Source organism: Blastopirellula marina DSM 3645 (assembly GCF_000153105.1).
In the GTDB taxonomy this organism is placed as follows: domain Bacteria; phylum Planctomycetota; class Planctomycetia; order Pirellulales; family Pirellulaceae; genus Blastopirellula; species Blastopirellula marina.
This window is the reverse complement of record NZ_CH672377.1, coordinates 7,743-25,823: the sequence shown is the minus strand read 5'-3', so window position 1 is coordinate 25,823 and position 18,081 is coordinate 7,743. Positions and strand designations below refer to the sequence as shown.

Sequence of the window (18,081 nt, the reverse complement as noted above, 5' to 3'; positions counted from 1 at the left end):
ACATGGCGAACACCCCAGCGGACGATCTATTGGCGCGGTTGGCAGGCAAGCATGCTTCGAACGAAGGGGGCGATCCCTGGGCGTCGCTCGCCGCGACGACGCCGGCGCATGAACCGGTGCAAGAAAACTCGGGCGGACGCGGCGACGAGAAGCTCGATTCGCTGCTCGACCGCTTAAACAAGATGGCCGCCGGCGAACGAGGCGGCGCGCCGACGGCGTCGGCCAGCATGTCTTCGCAACCAAACTTGGATGACCAACCTCTCGACGCATTCATCCCGCGTGAACCGGCGAGCGCTCGCGAAGCAGGATTGACCGATACCGAGATCGAAGCACTGGCGCTCAAGTATCTGGTTTCTCGCGGTGAAGCGAGCGGGCGACAGATTTCGGATCAACTGCAGCTGCCGTTTTTGATCGTCGAAGAACAGCTGCGCAAGATGAAATACGACCAGCTGGTCGTCTACAAAGATACGACCGTCGCCAACGACTACGTTTATTATCCGACCGATCTGGGGCGGGAACGCGGCAAGCGATATTCGGAGCATTGCACCTACTTTGGCGCCGCGCCGGTAACGCTGAAAGACTATATCGAAAGTGTGAAAGCGCAGTCGCTCGAGAAGCAGCACCCGAGCCTGGACGATCTGCGTCGCGCGTTCGAGGATCTGCTGATCAATCCCGAAATGTTTCGGCGACTGGGCCCGGCCGTCAACAGCGGACGCGGTCTATTTTTGTACGGTTCGCCGGGTAACGGCAAAACGAGCATCGCCGAACGGGTGACCCGTGCGTTTGGACAACACATCTGGATTCCCCGCGCGATCGGTCTGGACGGTGAAATCTTGCGGTTGTTTGACCCCAGTAACCATGAAGAAGCGCCGCTGCCGCAAGAGAGCGGCATCATGCATAGCACCAAGTTAGATCGTCGCTGGGTGCGGATCAAACGCCCTACGATCGTCGTCGGCGGCGAGTTGACGATGGACAACCTAGAAATCACGTTCAACACCGCGACCGGCATCAGCGAAGCTCCGGTGCAACTGAAAAGCAACTGCGGCACGCTGGTGATCGACGACTTTGGCCGCCAGCGAATGCGCACTGATGAGCTGTTGAATCGCTGGATCGTGCCGCTCGAAAAGCGGTATGACTATTTGAACATGGCTAACGGAAAAAAGATTCAGGTGCCGTTCGATCAGTTGGTGATCTTTTCGACCAACCTTGAGCCGAAGGATCTCTGCGACGACGCGTTTTTGCGTCGTATTCCGTACAAGATTGAAGTCGGCGATCCCAGCGAATCCGAATTCCGCCAGCTCTTCAAAATCATGTGTCCGCTGATGGGGTTCGAGTATCATGCGGAAGTGATCGACTACGTCGTGCAAGAGCACTATCAAAAGGTGGATCGCCCTTTCCGCTGTTGCCAGCCGCGCGACTTGCTGCAACAGGTGCGCAATCTCTGCTTGTTCGAGAAAGAGCCGCTCGAGCTTTCGACCAGTCGCTTTGACGCGGCGGTCGAGAACTATTTTGCGGTGATGTAGCGGCTTTACGGCTGCTGAAATCCAAAGTTCAGCGGCAGTTGCGGATCATCGCGCTCGGCGCCGGGGTTGAGTTCTTTGAACAGCAAGCTGGGCTGAATGCCGGTGTTGTTCTGGTACTTGTTGCTGACATATTCGACGATGTCGCCGCGGATCTCATGATAGAAGATCTGGCAGATCGGCACGCCGGCATAAATGCGGATCGGCTGGACCGCAAACATCTCGAGCGTCCAAAAGCCGTTAAAGCCGACGTCGCCAAAACCGGCGGTGACATGGACGAACAGGCCCAGACGCCCGACGGACGAGCGGCCTTCGATCATTGGGACCAGATTGTGCGTTTCGGTCCGTTCGTTGGTTCGCCCCAGGTAAAGCTGATTGGGGGAGAGGACGACCCCTTCTTCTGGAATGCGCAGCCGTCGGACGCGATGCGGCTTTTTCATGTCGAGCACGATCTCTTCGTACACCATCAGCTCGTCATGCAGCGTCAGGTTGTAGCTGTTGGGATTGACCCGGCTGTCGTCATACGGATCAATCGAGATGTCTGTGCCTAGACGTGCTCGAATCTCATTCCCTGAAAGGATCATGGGTAGCTGTTCCGGCGGTTTTGGACGAAGAGAGCGAAAGCGGGGCGCCGGCTGAAGCGACCGCCGTACCAAGGGTGATTATAAAGAGGTCGGGAAAAATTGAAATGATCGAACCGCGGCTAAACGGCGACCCCCACCTGAGGACAGAACTTCATAAAGTGACACTGGTCGCATTTCGGCTTTCTCGCGTCACAGATCGCGCGGCCATGATGGATCATGCGATGGGAGAATTGGATCCATTCTTTTTGCGGCAACAACTGGATCAATTCGGATTCGACTTTCACCGCGTCGACCTGCGCCGTAAGCCCCATTCTGCGGCTCAAACGCCCTACATGCGTGTCGACGACCACTCCGGTCGGAATGCCGAAGGCCGTGCCGAGAACCACATTCGCCGTCTTTCGTCCGACGCCCGGCAGCGCGACCAGCGCGTCGAGATCGGCGGGAACCTGGCCGTCATATGCATCCACTAACTCTTGCGAAGCGGCTTTGATATTTTTCGCTTTGTTCCGAAAAAATCCGGTCGATTGCACCAACTTCTCAATTTTTGCAATCGGCAATGCGGCGATCTCTTCCGCAGTCGGATATTTGGCGAACAGCTCCTTGGTCACGATATTGACGCGGATATCGGTGCACTGCGCAGACAAGATGGTCGCGATCAACAGCTGATACGGCGTTTCGTAGTTCAGGGCGCATTCGGCGATCGGGTAGTCGCTCGCCAACTGTTTGACGACGCGTCGCGCCTGCTTTTTACGGTCTTCAAGCGAGAGTTTCTTGGGCAACGTTCGTTCGTCTGCTGGAATACGTGGCGTTTTGACGCATTTTCAAGCGTCATCGCGAAAGCGTCAATCGGGGCGCCGCCGGGTTAGTAGCTGACACGCAAGTTTCGCCACAGTCGTCGCGCACAATCGGTCGACTCAGCAGCGGCGCGGCCCGAACCGTAGGCGATCTCGGTGTAATATCCGGCCAGTTCGCGCGCCAAGGGCCCGATTTCGGTCTCGGAGAATTCGTTGGCCAACGTTCTGGCGTATTCCTCGGCGGTTTGATCGGAATTTCGCGGCACGCTCTTATCGGCGCCCCACGCTTCGAGCGCTTGAAAGGTGTAGCGGACCAACTGTTCAGGCGTTCGTTTCGGAGCGCCGCTCGCAAAGGGATAGGCCAGCGAGGTGAACTGCGCACGTCGCGGCTCAACCGCCGCTTCGACCACCGCAAGAACCGGCTCTGGTCGACCGAACAACCGCTTCCAGAGCTCTTTCAAGTCGTTCACAAATTTCGCCCAACTCTCGGCGATCCAGTCACGATATTTCCACGCGAAATAAACTGCTGCGATCGCGACCAAACCATAGATAAAGAGTTTGAACATCTGCCCCAGTGAACTGAGCAGGCCGCTCAAACTGATCGGCGGTGACGGGGGAGGGGAGGATTGCGGCGGCGGCGAAGATGGTTGCTGAGGCGAATCCGATTTTTCCTTGGGGGAGGGAGAGTCGTCGTCTGGCGATTTTTGCTCGTCGTTACTCTTTGCTTCTGAGGAAACATCCTTCCCCATTTCGCCGTTGGACTTGTCGCTTTTGGACTGCGAGTCTGGGGGCGATTTGTTTTGATCCGACTTTTGCTGCGAATCGTTGGCCGGTGATTTGTCAGACGAGTCGCTCTGCTGCTCGCCAGACTGATTTTGCTGTTGCTGGTCGTCGCTGCTTTTTCCTTTGCCTTGATCCGACTTCTTGCCGGACGAAGAAGACTTCTCGCCGTCGCCCGACTTTTTCTGGTCTTGGCTCTTGGCGCCCTTTTCTCCGTCGCCTGATTGAGACTGTTTCGCGCCGGCTTGCTGGCGATCGTTCGATTCGGTTTGTCCTTTTTGATCGTCGTCCTGCGTTCCTTCTTTGCCGACGGCGAAGCTGGAACTCGCTCGGTTCAGCAGGTCGCCGACTCCGGGGATGCGGGCGACCTCATATTCGGCATGTGGTCGCGGAAGCAGGGCGGTGAAGATCAGCACCACCGCGATCAAAACGGCCCCGGCGCCGAGCCAAACGCCGGCCATGGAGAGCGGCATGGGAAGTTCGCGCTGACGCAAGTAACGCCGCAAACTTAAAAAGCTGGTCGTCATCAACAGCCCCAATCCGGCTGCGACGTAGGTGAATAGATACAGAAACAAACGCCAACGCAGGCCAGCGTCGCCGCTCGGTTCGAAGGCTTGCCCCACGCCAAACAACGGCAGCGCCGCCATCGAAAAGTAGATCACCCAAACGCCGGGCGCAAATTGCGTGGAGGTCGGATTGATTAGATCCCACAACCAGTTGCTCTTCGTCGCTGAATCCTCGGCCGTCGTTTCGTTAGGCGGCTTGGCGGTTGAGGTCGCAGCAGGCGCATCCGCCGAATCAAAGTCAGCGCCGATCCACTGCATCAATCCTTTTTGCGAAGTGTCGCGTGATTCATCGACTAGCGTACAGTCGTAAGTCAGCCGGTTCGAGCACCACCAAATCAAGATCAACATCGCCACGCCGAGTGCGATGGAGCCCGGCACAAACTGCATGATGGCCAGCAACATGACCACCGCAAGCGCGCCCCCCAGCATCACGGCTCGTTCCATTCCTTCCTCAATCGAGACTCGCGCGAGCAGAACCGAAGAGAAAACAAAACAACTCATCACAAACTGCATGCGGCCGAGATAGTCGCCGCGATAGCAGAGCTCGAGCAGAAAAAAGACCAAACTGCCGACCAAGAGCATGATCAACGCCGGATTGATCGCGATCACCGCATAGTCGATTTCGGATTGCCGTTTGCTCATGATAACTGCCGTCGTGTTAGAACCACGAGAACGCCTGTTCTTGGCAAATGGAGCTGATGTTTTCCAGATTGTACAACTGGCGACAACGAATTCCCTCAGAGAGCAGCTTGCCGGCGGCTTGGGCGAATTCGTATTCGTCAAAAATGTTCACAATCGCGGTGACGGTAAAGCCAGCGCGGCGCAGGTTGCCCAGCGCCAGCGCCGTCTCGTCGGTCGTCTCGGTCAAAATAGCGATCACGGTGGCGTCGCGCGGTATGCGGCTGACCGACTCGGCAATCAGTTCTGGCAGCGTCAGACCATCGGTTCGTTCGGCGCGGGCCAGCAACTTGCGGATCAGCGACAGCTGCTCGCCGCCGCGCCGCGTAGAGACGACCTGCGGTTTTAGGTGGTCATTGTCTTGCTCGGCGACGGCGGCGCTGCGCGCGTCGGCTCGACTTTTGACTTCTTGCGCTTGGTTGGTTTCGCGTTTCATCCGCTCGGCGGCGTCTCGCGCGTTGGTGACCAGGCCGATTTGCTGGCCCGTCTCTTGGACGGCGCCGGCGATCGCGACGGCCAACGTGATCGCCATCTCCGAGCGAATCGGCTCATTCTTGGCGACGAAGCTCTCCTGATGAAAATCAAGCAAGATCGTCGCACCGGCGATGCTTGAAGGTTCGTAGACCTTGCTGTGCAAGACGCCGGTTCGTGCGGTTGCGGCCCAGTTGACGCGATTGATCGGATCGCCGGCTTGATAGGCGCGAACGCCGGCGATGCGCGTCGGATCTTCAAACAGTCGATGGGACATTTTGATTTCGCCCATCGGTCGCCGCGACGCGATATCAAACCCGTCCAGCGGAATGACCTTGGGAAGGACCAGCAGATAATCGGGCGGCGCCAAAACGCGAAACAGACGATAGAGCCCGAACAAGTCGCCGGTCTCCAGCATCGCCGGGCCAATCGGAAAATAACCGCGGCGATGGCAGCGCAGTTGATAGTAAAACGACTTTGATTTGCGGGGTGCAAGCGACGCGAGCGTGATCCGATCGCCGCTGGTTTCCAGGGCAGGGGGGCGATGCATCGTCGCGCGATGCGGCAAGACGTCTTCGATCAATAGCCACGGAACCGGCAACGCGCCTGAATTGGTGACCGTCACGTTGACCGCGATCGACTCGCCTTCGTCGACTTCCAGCCGGTTAATTGTGCGGCTGACCGACAAATGGTGGGCCCAGTAGCGCGTCAGCATGCGGCTAGCGACCATGATCGCCAGCAGCGCGTACATGGAGTAGACGAGCAAACTCAACCCAAACAGGGAGGAGATGACGAGAATCGTGATGGCGCCGACAAACCAGCGCACTAAACTCGGGCCTCCACATCCAGGACCGGCGCCGGCACGGCGCTGACAATTTCCTCCAGCACGTCGGCGGCCGAGACTTTTCGCAAGCGGCTTTCGGGACGCAAGATCATCCGGTGCGTCATCACCGGCGCTAGAATTCGTTTCACGTCGTCCGGCGAAACAAATTTGCGCCCCAAGATCGCCGCTAGCGCTTGCGAGGCGCGGAACAGTGCGATCGAAGCACGCGGACTGCCGCCCAGCGCCAGGTGCTCATGCTGGCGCGATTGATGGACGATTTCTAAAATATAGCGGCGCACTTTCTCGTCGATATGAATCGTGCGGACCGCTTTTTGACAAGCGACCAACTCTTCGGCCGAGACGACGGGGCCGATCGCGTCTAACGGATTGCCGCTCTCCAGCGCTGCTAACATTTTCAGTTCGTCTTCCATGTTGGGATAACCAAGACTGAACTTCATCAGAAAACGATCGAGCTGCGCCTCGGGCAGCGGAAACGTTCCTTCATGGTCAATCGGGTTTTGCGTCGCGATCACCAGAAAGGGAGGCGCGAGCGTATGCGTCGTTCCATCGACCGTCACGCGCGACTCGGCCATCGCTTCTAGCAACGCGGCCTGGGTGCGCGGAGTGGTCCGATTGATTTCGTCCGCCAACACGATGTTGGCGAAGATCGGACCAGGGCGAAACTGAAACTCGTTCGTCTTCTGGTTGAAGATCGAAGCGCCGGTCACATCGGTCGGCAGCAAGTCTGGCGTGCATTGAACCCGCTTCAAACTGCAACCAACGCTTTTGGCCAAAGTCCGCGCGAGCATCGTTTTGGCGACGCCAGGCACGTCTTCCATCAGGACATGCCCTTCGGCGAACCAAGCGACCAGCGAGAAGACGATCTGCTGTCGCTTTCCCATGATGACCCGTTCCGAATTGGCGATAATTTTCTTAGCGATCGTCGCGACGTCCATCGGCATATTCAAAGAAGAAGGTTCGCAGGCAAATTAAAGACGGAGGAGAAGTTTCTATTATGCCCGGAAAAAGAAATCGACGCCTGTATAACGCGTTAAATCTCGGCCTTAATTTTGAAACGCGTCTGAATAATTCTTGGCGAGAATTGACAACTCGAAATCGATTATTCTTGACGCCCAGTCGATGAAAGGATTAGAATTTTCCTACCGCTGGAGAGGGAGGAGGGGCAATCCATTCCTTTTCATCTAAAAATTGCAGGGGCAAGCCTACAATGTCAGGCCGTATCAAGTTCGCAATTTGTCTCGCGACATTGATTTTATCGAGTGTATATAGCCAGGCTCACGCACGTATCTGGATCGATTCTGAAGGACGCTCGGTTGACGCCGAGTTCGTCAAGTATGACGCCGACGGGGACGTCACGTTGCGCCGCACGGACAACGGCAAAACGATTACGGTCGCTTTCTCTAAATTTAGCGAAGCGGACCAACGCCGGATCGAGAAGTTGCGCGACGAGTCTGGGAAAACGGAGGGGAACCCCTTCGCCGCAGACCCGATCAAGCCTGACTCTTTTGAAGCCAACCCTTTTAGCGCGGATTCTTCGGCGCCAGAATCCGACGGGATGCAAGACAACAAGCAAGAGCTGCTACCAGGCGAAAAGGGGGCTTCCGAAGCCGAAGCGCGTCGCGAACTGATGGGCACGCGCAAGTGGACCGATGATCAAGGCAATCAGATCAAAGCGAAGTTTGTGCGGATCTTTGAAGGGAATGTGATTCTGCTGCAAGGAAACAAAGCGCAAAGCGTCGACTTCTATAAACTGAGCGCCATGGATCAGAAGTTTCTCCACGCTCAGATGGAAATCCTCGGCGATGAAGATCAGCTTCCCCCAATCATTATCCATTCCCGACCCGACGACAGCAGCGCGATCGCTGCTTCCCCATTTCCCCGCAACAATTGGCCCGCTGGATCTGAATCAGGCGGTACGGGGCCCAGTGGGATGGGACCTGGTAGGATGGGACCTAGCGGGATGAACTCGGCGCCTACTCCGCCGAAAAACAATTTCGAGGCCGAACGAGACCGTTTGGCTCGCGAATTTGAGGAGAAGTTTGCGAAGTCGAGCGTTCCCGCCGCTCAGCCGGTATCGCGCGAACCAGAAAAGATCGCTTCCCATACGCCGGCTTATGATCCGTGGGCGAATCAATCGCCGTCGCGCGGATCGACCAGGAGCTCGCCAGCGCCGCCGAAAGTGACTCCCCCGCCGCCGACAGTGCGCCCGCCGTCACCGCCGAGTCGTTGGCCCACCAGTCCGTCGGGCAGAAAACCGCCGATGAGCGGTAGTCCGCTGGGTGGTGATATGGTGTGGGAGTGCCAAACTTGCCACACGCAGTTTGATACCGTCAAAAAGCCAAGCGCTTGTTACTTTTGCTGGTCGCTGCGCATCGGCGCCTTTGTTTTGATTTCGGTTGTTGGAGCCGCGATCCGGGGAGCGATGAGCTAGATCAAGTTCCCACCGCCCACCGCGCGTCACGCCAGCAATGCTGACGCGCGGGCATTCTTGGCCCCCACAAAATGCTCAAACCTCCGGCTCTTGCCCTGGGAGTGTGGTTGCTCGTGCTTTCCGCCTATGCGTTGGCGGAAGATCCTTTTCAAAGCAACGTGCGACCGACCGACCCGCTGACTGCTGCCGCCGAGCAAGCCTCGTTTACGCTTCCCAGCGGGTTTCGCATCGATCTGTTCGCCGCCGAGCCGCAAATCGCCAAGCCGCTGAATATGGCGTTTGACGCCAGCGGCCGACTTTGGGTGACCGAAACGTTGGAGTACCCCTATCCCGCGCCGATCGGACAGCCGGGGCGCGACTCGATCAAGATTTTGGAAGATACCGACGGAGATGGCCGCGCCGACAAGACGACCGTTTTTGCGGATGGGCTGAACATTCCGATCGGGCTTTATCCGTTTGCCGGCGGCTGCGTTGTCTACAGCATCCCCAACATTTACCTCTTGCGCGACGTCGACGGAGATGACGTCGCTGATGAGCGCACGGTGCTGTTTGGCCCCATGGGCTACGATCGCGATACCCACGGCATGAACAACTCGTTCCGCCGCGGATTTGATGGTTGGCTCTATGCTTGTCACGGTTTTAGCAACGTGACAAGCGTCGCCGGCGCCGACGGACATCGGGTCGAAATGACCTCCGGCAATACCTATCGCATGCGGCTCGATGGTCAGCGGGTCGAGCATTTTACCCATGGTCAGGTCAATCCGTTTGGCATGGCGCTCGATCCCTTGGGGAATCTGTTCACGGCCGATTGTCACAGCAAGCCGATCTATCAACTGCTGCGCGGCGGATTTTATCCCAGTTTTGGTCGACCCGACGATGGCCTGGGGTTTGTGCCGCCGATGATGGATCACTTGCACGGCTCGACCGCGATCGCCGGCGTCATTCGCTATGACGACAATCGATTTCCGGCCGAGTATCGCGGCAACTTTTTCTCTGGCAATGTGATGACCAGCCGGATCAATCGGAATCGGCTGGAATATCATGGCTCGACCATTCAGGCGATCGCCTGCGATGACTTGGTGCAATCGACCGATCCTTGGTTTCGGCCCGTCGATTTGCAGTTAGGGCCGGATGGCGCACTGTATGTCGCCGACTTTTACAACAAAATCATTGGGCACTACGAAGTCCCGCTCGAACATCCTGGTCGCGATCGACATCGGGGTCGCATTTGGCGAATCACGTACACCGGGGAGGGCGCCGACCGCGCTCACCAGCCGACGCCCGATTTAGCCGCTGCCGATGTCTCGGCGCTGATCGATAGCATGGCCGATCCCAATCTAACGACCCGCCTGTTAGCGACGCATCAATTGGTGGATCGAATTGGCGCCGCGGCCCAAGACGCACTACGCGACGCGGTCCAGTCGGACGTTTCCACCACCCGCGCCCATGCCGCGTGGTGCTTGGCGAGACTGGGGCTGTTGAACTTTGCCGAACTACAGAGACTCGCCGAGGATCCCAATCAACTCGTGCGCGTCCATGCGCTGCGCATCCTGAGCGAGGTCGCGCTGATCGATTGGACCGACGCGCAGCGGCAATTGGCGATCGACGGCTTGAGGGATCCAGATGCGTTCGTTGCTCGCGCGGCGGCCGATGCGCTGGGGAGACATCCTCATCTCGAAAGCGTCAGCCCCCTGCTAAGTCTGTGGAAGAGGATCCGAAATGCCGATAGTCATCTGGCGATGACGGCGCGGATCGCGCTGCGAGAACATTTTCGCGACCCGGCAGTCGCGGCAGCGCTGACCAGCGTCGAACTGGAAAACATCGAAATCTTGCTCCTCGCTGAAATCGCGATCGCGTCACGCTCGCCGCAAGGCGCCGACTTTTTATTGGCTCACTGGCCGACCATTCGACTGGAGCAAGAATTTGCCAGACAGGCGCTGGTAAACGCGAGTCAATATGCTTCGCCGGCGACGATGGCAACTTTGATCAAAGTCGTGACGGCTGATTTGCCGCAAGATCTATCGACCCAATTGCAAGTCTTGTTGCCGATCACGCAAGGCGCCGCCGTTCGCGGCGAGATACCTGTTGGATTGACCCAAACCGCCAATCAATTGCTTGAGCGACTGGAAGCAGAGATCGACGAAAACTCATCGGCTTGGAGTTTTGCGTCCCCGCCAGATCAAGCGGCGACGGCGCCTCCTTGGGATTTCGAGACGCGGATGGACGAAGCAGGCGAGCCGCAGCGGATGCTTTCGAGTCTACCCGGCGGCGAGCAACAAACAGGGCGACTGAGCGGACCGCCGTTTGAATTGCCAGAGACGTTGTCGTTTCGCGTCGCCGGTCATAATCGTTTTCCCCGCGAACCTGCCCAGGGAGATAATTATGTCCAACTTCGCCTCGCGAGCGGCGAAGTCGTCGCGAAAGTAGACGCGCCGCGATCCGACGTAGCGACCCGCGTCACGTGGGATTTGCAGCCCTACGCCGGTCAACGGGGACGTTTGGAAGTGGTCGATCAAGATCGCGGCGGATCGTATGCCTGGATCGCGCTGGGCGATCTTGATTCGCCGGACACGCAACTGCCGGAGACTTCGCCTGCGGCGCGTTTTGTTGCGCTGGCCGCATTTACGGAACTCGCCGCTGCGCTGGGCGATAAAGCGGGAGGGAACGTGATCCGGCGCTTGATCCAGAAGATTGAAGAACCGCAGTTGCAACGGCCCTTGGCGATTCAATTGACTACCCGCGGCGCGACGTTGATCTATCGCCCTTTGGCCGAGCGGATTGGCGCTGGAATTTGGCCCGCGTCGATCGACGTTCGGCTGGTTGGCGTCGTCTGCAATCCAGAAACAGCCGATGCGCTGGCGGTCTATCGTCAAGCGGCGACTTATTTTGATTTCGCGAGCAGCCAGCAGCTTGCCGACGAGTTGGGCTCGACCGTGGTCGGCGCCAAATTACTGCTGCAACTGGTCGACGAAGGAAAACTGCCGGCGGCCCTGTTGGCCGACGTGTCACTGCAAGAAAAATTGCGGCTGCATGCCGACGATACGTTGCAGGCGCTGGTCGAAAAAGTGGATATTGGTTCTCTGACCGCCGATACCGCGCGGCAAGCGCTGCTGGCTCAGCGAATCGCCGGCATGCAACAGTCGACCGGCGATCTTGCGAAGGGAGCGGCGATGTTTAAAAAGCATTGCGCCGCTTGTCATCAAATTTCTGGAGAAGGGGCGCTGGTGGGGCCGCAACTTGACGGAATCGGCAATCGCGGAGTAGAACGCGTGCTAGAAGATGTCCTGTTGCCCAATCGCAACGTCGATCAGGCGTTTCGCACGTCGATCTTGCGACTCGTCAGCGGCGAAGTCCTGACCGGGCTGGTCCGCAATGAGAATACCGAGAAGCTGACGCTCGTCGATTCGCGCGGCCAAGAGCGAATCATCGCCGTTGACGAGATCGAGGAGCGACGCTCCAGTCGGTTGTCGTTGATGCCGGACAACGTCGCCGATGCGCTGCAAGAGAGCGAGTTTTACGACCTGGCGACCTATTTGAGCTCGCAACGAACCGACTCTTCGCTTGAGCACGGGACGCTGTCGACCCCCTAATCTCTAGAAAGCCAATCCCGTGAACGATTCGGTCGAGTACGATCCACGCTATCTCGAGGGGATTCGTCTGTTCAACGATTGCGAATACTTTGAAGCGCATGACGTCTGGGAAGAATTATGGGCCGATTCAACCGGCGAAGTTCGCGCGTTCTACCAAGGACTGATTCAGACTGCCGTTTGCCTGCACCATTTTGTCAACGAGAATACGCGCGGCGCGGTCAAGCTATTCCATTCCAGCCGCAACTATCTGGCCCCATACCGTCCCGAATACCTGGGGCTCGATTTGGAACTGCTATTTGCTGAGTTGGAGAACTGTTGCCGCGAGATCGTCGCAAGCACCGAAACCTACCCTGTGGGGGTGATCGATGTCGAGAAGATTCCTGATTTGCGTCATTCCACCACAATCGACGAGCCAAACTCCGAAAATCCCGACTAAACTAGGATTCGTTCGCGATTCATTCGGTTTTTGGGGACGCTGGGATTTATGGCTTCGTTGACCTCGTATCCAATTCGACTCTTTCCTTTGCCTAACCTGGTCCTTTTTCCAGGCGTGCTGCAGCCTTTATTTATCTTTGAGCCGCGATATCGCGAATTGCTGGAACAAGCGAAAGAAGATGACGGTCAGATCGCGATGGCCTTGTTGCGACGAGGCTGGCAACCGCAATACGATCAGAGTCCCGCGTTGCACGAGGTCGTTTGCGTCGGCGAAATTGTCGCTTGTGAAACGCATGATGACGGAACGTCGAACATTTTGATGCGCGGCGTTAAGCGTGCGCGGATCTTGTATGAGATCCCGTCCGCGGCGACTTTTCGCATGGCGCAGATTCAAGATCTGCTCGGCGCCGGCGCCGGTGGAACCAATGAGTCGAGCGAAGTCGCCGCTCGGCTGAAGAAGGCGCTTGCCAAGACCGAATTCTCGCAAATGTTCGAGCAACCCTCGCTCGGAACCTCCCCGTCTCTCGACGTCATGACCGACGCCGTCGCCTATGCTTTGCCGTGGCCGCTGCAACTGAAACAACAATTGTTGGCCGAAACCAACCCGATTCGTCGCGGCGAACAGCTGATCCGTTGGCTTTCGCAAACGGACGTCGATCCGCAGTCGATAGGACGTCCGCCGTTTCCCTTGCGGGCAAGCGCCAATTGACGCTGCCGGAGCGGACGCTTACGATGCGAACGCTCGATTGACGCTAGGGGCTGGGACGTGGACGTACTTATTCAATTTCTCTTGCGGCTCGCATTTGGTTTGGGAGTCGCCATGTTGGTGACCTCCAGTCGACAAGTCGACGCCGGGTTCTATCGAGTCCACCTTTGGATTGGACTTGGATTGACCGCCGGCGCTGCGGCGGCAGGAACCACGATCGGTCCGACTGCAGCGACCTCTCACTTCTACTTCTACGCTGCTGCGATCTCAGCGGCTGCGGCCAGCTATGTCGCAGCGGTGCTGTGGCTGTATGAATATGCGTTGGCCGGCAAGATGGGGATCGCGATTTTCACCATCCTTTGCGTGGTCGCCGGCAGCATGGCGGTGTCTGGCGCAGACCAAGTGGCCGGCGCGGTTGATTTTGTCACCGGCGGATTGTTGCTGGGAAGCGTGACGTTGGCGATGCTGCTGGGGCATTGGTACCTGAACAATCCCGGCATGAAACTGGCGCCGCTCAATCGACTGGTCTTGTTGGCGGTGGTCGCCGCGCTGTTGCGGTGTTTACTGTGCGCATGGGGAGACGTGCGTCAGTGGCCGCAACTGGACGCTTTGGGGGGAACTTTTCTCGCTTTGCGCTGGCTGTGGGGGTTTGTCGCCGTTTGGGTTTTGGCGGCCATGACGTGGCAAACGCTGAAAATCCCGAATACGCAAAGCGCAACCGGCATCCTTTACGTAGCCGTGATCTGCGTCTTCTTGGGGGAACTCTCGTCGCAACTACTATCACGGGGCTTGCCCTATCCCTTATGATATAGAGAGGTTACGTCGAAATCGCCCCAGCTGAAGGTGATCCGGCTGCGATGAAGATTGATTACATCTGTCCAAAGTGCGAAGCCCCTGGGCGCGTCGCCGTTGACGAAAACTGCGAACAGTTGACCTGTCCGCATTGCCAGGCGGAAACGCGCGTACCGAAAGATGCGATCCAGGACGAGCGCTTATCGCGCTGCATGGTCTGTCCGAGCCGCGAGTTGTACGTGCGGAAAGACTTTCCGCAATGGCTCGGCGTTTTGATCGTCGCTGTCGGAATCGGCCTGAGCTGCGTGACCTGGTATTACCACCAAGTGATCCTGACCTTTGTCATTTTGTTTGGGTCGGCCTTGTTGGACATGCTGTTGTTATTGGTCGTCGGCAATCAGTTGAAATGTTATCGCTGCGGCGCAGAATATCGGAACGTTCCGGGCATCGACTCTCATCATCCGTTCGATTTAGAAACGCACGAACGTCACCGTCAACAAGCGGCTCGCCTGGGAAAACAACCTCCCAGCGCCTAAGCGGTATTTTGGAGATTCATGGATCCGGAACGGGAACGAATCCGAGCTGATCTGCGCGGCGTGATTGACTGCGAAGTCCTCTGCGACCACCTGTCGTTGCAGATGTACGCGACCGACGCCAGCATTTTCGAGATCAAGCCGCTGGCGGTGGTCCGACCGCGCCGCGCGCAAGAAGTTGTCGCATGCGTTCGGTACGCCAACGAAAATCAAATTCCGGTCCATGCTCGCGGCGCCGGCAGCGGTCTGGCCGGCGAATCGCTCGGTAGCGGCATCGTCATTGATTTCGCTCATGCGCTGCGGCGCGTGGTCGAATATGGCGACCAAACCGTGCGCGTACAGCCAGGCGTGATCCTGGCGCAGCTCAATCGCCAGCTTGCCGAATCGGGAAAGATCTTTGGCCCGGATCCCGCGAATCGCGCGATTGCGACAATGGGCGGCGTGATCTCGGTCGACGCGAGCGGCAGCCATTGGTTATTGCATGGTTCGGCTCGTGATCATGTTGAAAGCCTACAGGTCATTCTCGCCAACGGAGATTTGGTGGAGTTTGGCGAAGAACCGCTCGAGAACGCTCTAAAAGGCGATTCCGAACGTTCCCGCATATGCGCCGGCCTGGTCGATATCTTGCAGCGCAATAAGGCGCTGATCGAAAAGCATGCTCCGGCGACCGCCGTCAATCGAGCCGGCTACCAACTGGGCGGAGTGCTGGAAAATGGGAACCTTGATGTCTCTAAGTTGCTGGTCGGATCGGAAGGAACGCTCGGTCTGATCACCGAGGCGAAGCTCCGCATCTCTCCCAAAATCAAGCACCGCGGTCTGGTGCTGCTCTTTTTTGAGAAGCTCGATTTAGCGGCGAAAGCGGCGATCGAGATTCCGGCGCTCGGCGCATCGGCTTGCGATTTGTTGGATCGACGCGTGTTGGCGATTGCTCGCGAGACCGATCGGCGCTACTTCAATTTGATCCCGACCGAAGCGGAAGCGATGCTGTTGGTCGAGATGCCGGGCGAGACCACGACCGAAGTGCAGGATCGCTTGAACCAGGCGGTCGATCGGATTCGCCGCCGCCGCCGCTGGGCGTTTCATGCGATTGTGACCACTTCGCCCGAAGAAGTGGGCGTTTACTGGGAATTGGCGCGTCGCATCGCGCCGATTCTTTATCGCCTGAAGGGAACGACGCGGCCGCTACCCTATTTGGAAGATCTGGCGATTCCGCCGAATCGGCTGCCGGAGTTTTTGACGACGACGCAAAACGTGTTGAAGAAACATCATGTGACCGCGTCTTTGTTCGCGCATGCCGGCCAAGGGCAACTGCACATTCGCCCGCTGCTGAATCTGGCCGATCCGGAAGATGTCGCCCGGTTAGAGCGCGTCGCGTCGGACTTGTACGAAGAAGCGCTGGCGATCCGCGGCACAATCAGTGGACAAAACGGCGATGGTTTGAGCCGCACTCCTTATCTCGAACGCCAGTTCGGTCCGCTTTACGCGGTGTTTCAAGAGATCAAGCGGCTGTTTGACCCGGTCGGAATCTTGAATCCCGGCAAGAAGATTGTCACGACGACACGGCCGTTGGAAAGCTTGATTCGCCCACTCTCGGCAGTCGCTCAAAGCGAAGCCGGCGATGCGCAACCGGTGCGGCGCGGGATTCGAGATGAAGAGCTGACCTTGGCTTGGACGACCGAAGAAATGGGCGCCGCCGTACGTGCGTGCAACGGCTGCGCACGCTGCCGGACCAGCGGCGCCGATGCGCGGATGTGCCCGATCTTTCGGTTTGAGCCGAAGGAAGAAGCGTCGCCGCGCGCCAAAGCGAATCTGCTGCGCGGCGTGATGACGGGCCATATCGCGCCCGAAGAGATGGCGACCGAGCCGTTTCGGCGGATCGTCGACTTGTGCGTCAACTGTCATCAATGCCGGATCGAATGCCCGGCGACGGTCGATATTCCGAAGATCGTCACCGAAGTCAAAGCGCAATACTACGAAACGAACGGTCTGTCGTTCAGCGACTCGGTCTTGGCGCGGATTGATCGTTGGGCGGCGTGGGGGCACTTTTTCCGACCGCTCGCCAATTGGGCGATTCGCAATCGGGGCGCACGCTGGCTGATGGAAAAGATCTTTGGCATCGCTCAAGGTCGCAAGTTGCCGCTGTTCGCACGGCGATCCTTTTTGCGTCTGGCGCAGCGGCGGCGATTAAGCCGTCCTACGCGCCGCAGCGGACGCAAGGTTTTGTTCTTTGTCGACATGTACGCCAACCTGTTCGATCCGCAGTTGGCCGAAGCGTTGGTCTCGATCCTTGAGCATAACGGCGTCGCCGTCTACGTTCACTTGGGACAAACCGTCTCCGGCATGCCGGCGATCGCGCTGGGAGCGACGCCGCCGGCCAAGAAATTAGCCCAACAAAATCTGCGTTTGCTCGCCGAGGCGGTCCGGCAAGGATATGAAATCGTCGCGACCGAACCTTCGGCGGTGATGTGTCTCAAGCATGAGTATCGCCAGCTGTTAGGAAGCGAAGAGGCCGATCTGGTCGCGTCCGGGACGACCGAGGCTTGCCACTATATTTGGGGGCTGCATCAAAGCGGTGAGCTGAATCTCGATTTCCGTCCGCTCCATGTGTCGGTTGGCTATCATACTCCTTGCCATATTCGCGCATTGTACGAAGAATCTGCCGGTGCACGCTTGCTAAAGCTGGTGCCTGGCTTGCAGTTACGCTTAATTGAAAAAGGGTGTTCCGGCATGGCGGGAGCGTTTGGTCTGTCGAAAAAGAACTTTCGCAGCAGCTTGCGAGCCGGTTGGGATATGATTTCTTCACTGCGTGATCCGCAGATCCAAATCGGATCGTCCGAATGCAGCGCGTGTAAGATGCAAATGGAGCAGGGGACCGCCAAGTCGACGGTTCATCCCCTCAAACTTTTGGCCGCCTCGTATGGACTAGGGCCAGGGCTCGACCAGTTGGTGGCCCGGGCGCCGCATGAATTGACGATTTCGTGAGAGTTTGCGTCAAATTATTCGCCGCAGTGCGTGACATTGCCGGGGACGAAAAAGTCGAATTGGAAGTTTCCAGCGACGCCGATATCTCCGCAGTTCGCGCCGCGTTGATCGGCAAGTGGCCGCAACTGGAGCCGTACGCCCAGTTTTTGAATTTTGCGGTGAATCAGACGTACGCGACGGCCGCGACGCGCGTCGCGGCCGACGACGAGATCGCTTGCATTCCGCCGGTAAGCGGCGGCTAATAGAAGAAGCTTCCGTCTATTGAAGCTGCGCTTGGTGGGGGGAAGAGGATGAATCGAATTCCGGCCAGGGCAACAGTTGAAGAACGGGAAAGCACGGCCAGAACCAGCCGGAAATCGTCACATTAGCCAGAGG

14 protein-coding genes are annotated in these 18,081 nt (G+C 57.9%); 9 read left to right on the top strand and 5 right to left on the bottom strand.

Features of this window, described 5'->3' with window-relative positions:
* Window positions 1-2: 2 nt before the first annotated feature.
* Window positions 3-1,523, top strand: coding sequence for a hypothetical protein (locus DSM3645_RS19210; RefSeq protein ID WP_002653961.1), 1,521 nt, complete (start codon window positions 3-5; stop codon window positions 1,521-1,523).
* Window positions 1,524-1,528: 5 nt separating this feature from the next.
* Here the strand turns inward: DSM3645_RS19210 and dcd are convergent, their stop codons facing one another.
* From dcd to DSM3645_RS19185, 5 genes are all read right to left on the bottom strand, one after another.
* Complete coding sequence (gene dcd / locus DSM3645_RS19205) at window positions 1,529-2,104, bottom strand: dCTP deaminase (RefSeq protein WP_002653960.1); 576 nt, start codon at window positions 2,102-2,104, stop codon at window positions 1,529-1,531.
* Window positions 2,105-2,223: 119 nt separating this feature from the next.
* Window positions 2,224-2,883 (bottom strand): endonuclease III, encoded by a 660-nt coding sequence (gene nth / locus DSM3645_RS19200; protein WP_002653959.1) that lies wholly within the window; start codon window positions 2,881-2,883, stop codon window positions 2,224-2,226.
* A gap of 83 nt (window positions 2,884-2,966) precedes the next feature.
* A complete protein-coding gene (locus DSM3645_RS19195; protein WP_002653958.1) occupies window positions 2,967-4,886 on the bottom strand; it encodes a DUF4129 domain-containing protein in 1,920 nt (639 codons plus the stop codon).
* 16 nt (window positions 4,887-4,902) lie between these two features.
* Window positions 4,903-6,219, bottom strand: a complete 1,317-nt coding sequence (locus DSM3645_RS19190; RefSeq protein WP_002653957.1) for a DUF58 domain-containing protein — start codon at window positions 6,217-6,219, stop codon at window positions 4,903-4,905.
* Window positions 6,219-7,178: an AAA family ATPase gene (locus tag DSM3645_RS19185; RefSeq protein ID WP_002653956.1), complete on the bottom strand. Its 960-nt coding sequence runs from the start codon at window positions 7,176-7,178 to the stop codon at window positions 6,219-6,221. The genes DSM3645_RS19190 and DSM3645_RS19185 overlap by 1 nt, the downstream gene beginning before the upstream one ends.
* A 266-nt stretch (window positions 7,179-7,444) precedes the next feature.
* On the opposite strand from DSM3645_RS19185, the gene DSM3645_RS19180 reads away from it, so the two are divergent.
* The 8 genes from DSM3645_RS19180 to DSM3645_RS19145 all read left to right on the top strand — a co-directional run bounded on the left by DSM3645_RS19180 (window position 7,445) and on the right by DSM3645_RS19145 (window position 17,948).
* Window positions 7,445-8,668 carry an SHD1 domain-containing protein gene (locus tag DSM3645_RS19180; protein ID WP_002653955.1) on the top strand — a complete coding sequence of 408 codons (1,224 nt, stop codon included), beginning with the start codon at window positions 7,445-7,447 and terminating at the stop codon, window positions 8,666-8,668.
* Between the two features lie 71 nt (window positions 8,669-8,739).
* Window positions 8,740-12,258: a PVC-type heme-binding CxxCH protein gene (locus DSM3645_RS28650; protein ID WP_050769455.1), complete on the top strand. Its 3,519-nt coding sequence runs from the start codon at window positions 8,740-8,742 to the stop codon at window positions 12,256-12,258.
* A 19-nt stretch (window positions 12,259-12,277) separates the two neighbouring features.
* Complete coding sequence (locus DSM3645_RS19170; protein WP_002653953.1) at window positions 12,278-12,694, top strand: DUF309 domain-containing protein; 417 nt, start codon at window positions 12,278-12,280, stop codon at window positions 12,692-12,694.
* A gap of 48 nt (window positions 12,695-12,742) precedes the next feature.
* A complete protein-coding gene (locus tag DSM3645_RS28645; RefSeq protein WP_002653952.1) occupies window positions 12,743-13,402 on the top strand; it encodes an LON peptidase substrate-binding domain-containing protein in 660 nt (219 codons plus the stop codon).
* Window positions 13,403-13,459: 57 nt separating this feature from the next.
* Window positions 13,460-14,206: a hypothetical protein gene (locus DSM3645_RS19160; RefSeq protein ID WP_131282729.1), complete on the top strand. Its 747-nt coding sequence runs from the start codon at window positions 13,460-13,462 to the stop codon at window positions 14,204-14,206.
* Window positions 14,207-14,256: 50 nt separating this feature from the next.
* Complete coding sequence (locus DSM3645_RS19155) at window positions 14,257-14,727, top strand: hypothetical protein (protein WP_002653950.1); 471 nt, start codon at window positions 14,257-14,259, stop codon at window positions 14,725-14,727.
* An 18-nt stretch (window positions 14,728-14,745) separates the two neighbouring features.
* Window positions 14,746-17,706: an FAD-binding and (Fe-S)-binding domain-containing protein gene (locus DSM3645_RS19150; RefSeq protein WP_002653949.1), complete on the top strand. Its 2,961-nt coding sequence runs from the start codon at window positions 14,746-14,748 to the stop codon at window positions 17,704-17,706.
* Complete coding sequence (locus tag DSM3645_RS19145; protein ID WP_040352811.1) at window positions 17,703-17,948, top strand: MoaD/ThiS family protein; 246 nt, start codon at window positions 17,703-17,705, stop codon at window positions 17,946-17,948. The genes DSM3645_RS19150 and DSM3645_RS19145 overlap by 4 nt, the downstream gene beginning before the upstream one ends.
* Window positions 17,949-18,081 lie beyond the last annotated feature (133 nt).

Coding starts and splice junctions, on each gene's coding strand:
- DSM3645_RS19210 (WP_002653961.1), top strand. CDS start 3: ATGGCGAACACCCCAGCGGACGATCTATTGGCGCGGTTGGCAGGCAAG.
- dcd (WP_002653960.1), bottom strand. CDS start 2,104: ATGATCCTTTCAGGGAATGAGATTCGAGCACGTCTAGGCACAGACATC.
- DSM3645_RS19195 (WP_002653958.1), bottom strand. CDS start 4,886: ATGAGCAAACGGCAATCCGAAATCGACTATGCGGTGATCGCGATCAAT.
- DSM3645_RS19185 (WP_002653956.1), bottom strand. CDS start 7,178: ATGCCGATGGACGTCGCGACGATCGCTAAGAAAATTATCGCCAATTCG.
- DSM3645_RS19180 (WP_002653955.1), top strand. CDS start 7,445: ATGTCAGGCCGTATCAAGTTCGCAATTTGTCTCGCGACATTGATTTTA.
- DSM3645_RS28650 (WP_050769455.1), top strand. CDS start 8,740: ATGCTCAAACCTCCGGCTCTTGCCCTGGGAGTGTGGTTGCTCGTGCTT.
- DSM3645_RS28645 (WP_002653952.1), top strand. CDS start 12,743: ATGGCTTCGTTGACCTCGTATCCAATTCGACTCTTTCCTTTGCCTAAC.
- DSM3645_RS19155 (WP_002653950.1), top strand. CDS start 14,257: ATGAAGATTGATTACATCTGTCCAAAGTGCGAAGCCCCTGGGCGCGTC.
- DSM3645_RS19150 (WP_002653949.1), top strand. CDS start 14,746: ATGGATCCGGAACGGGAACGAATCCGAGCTGATCTGCGCGGCGTGATT.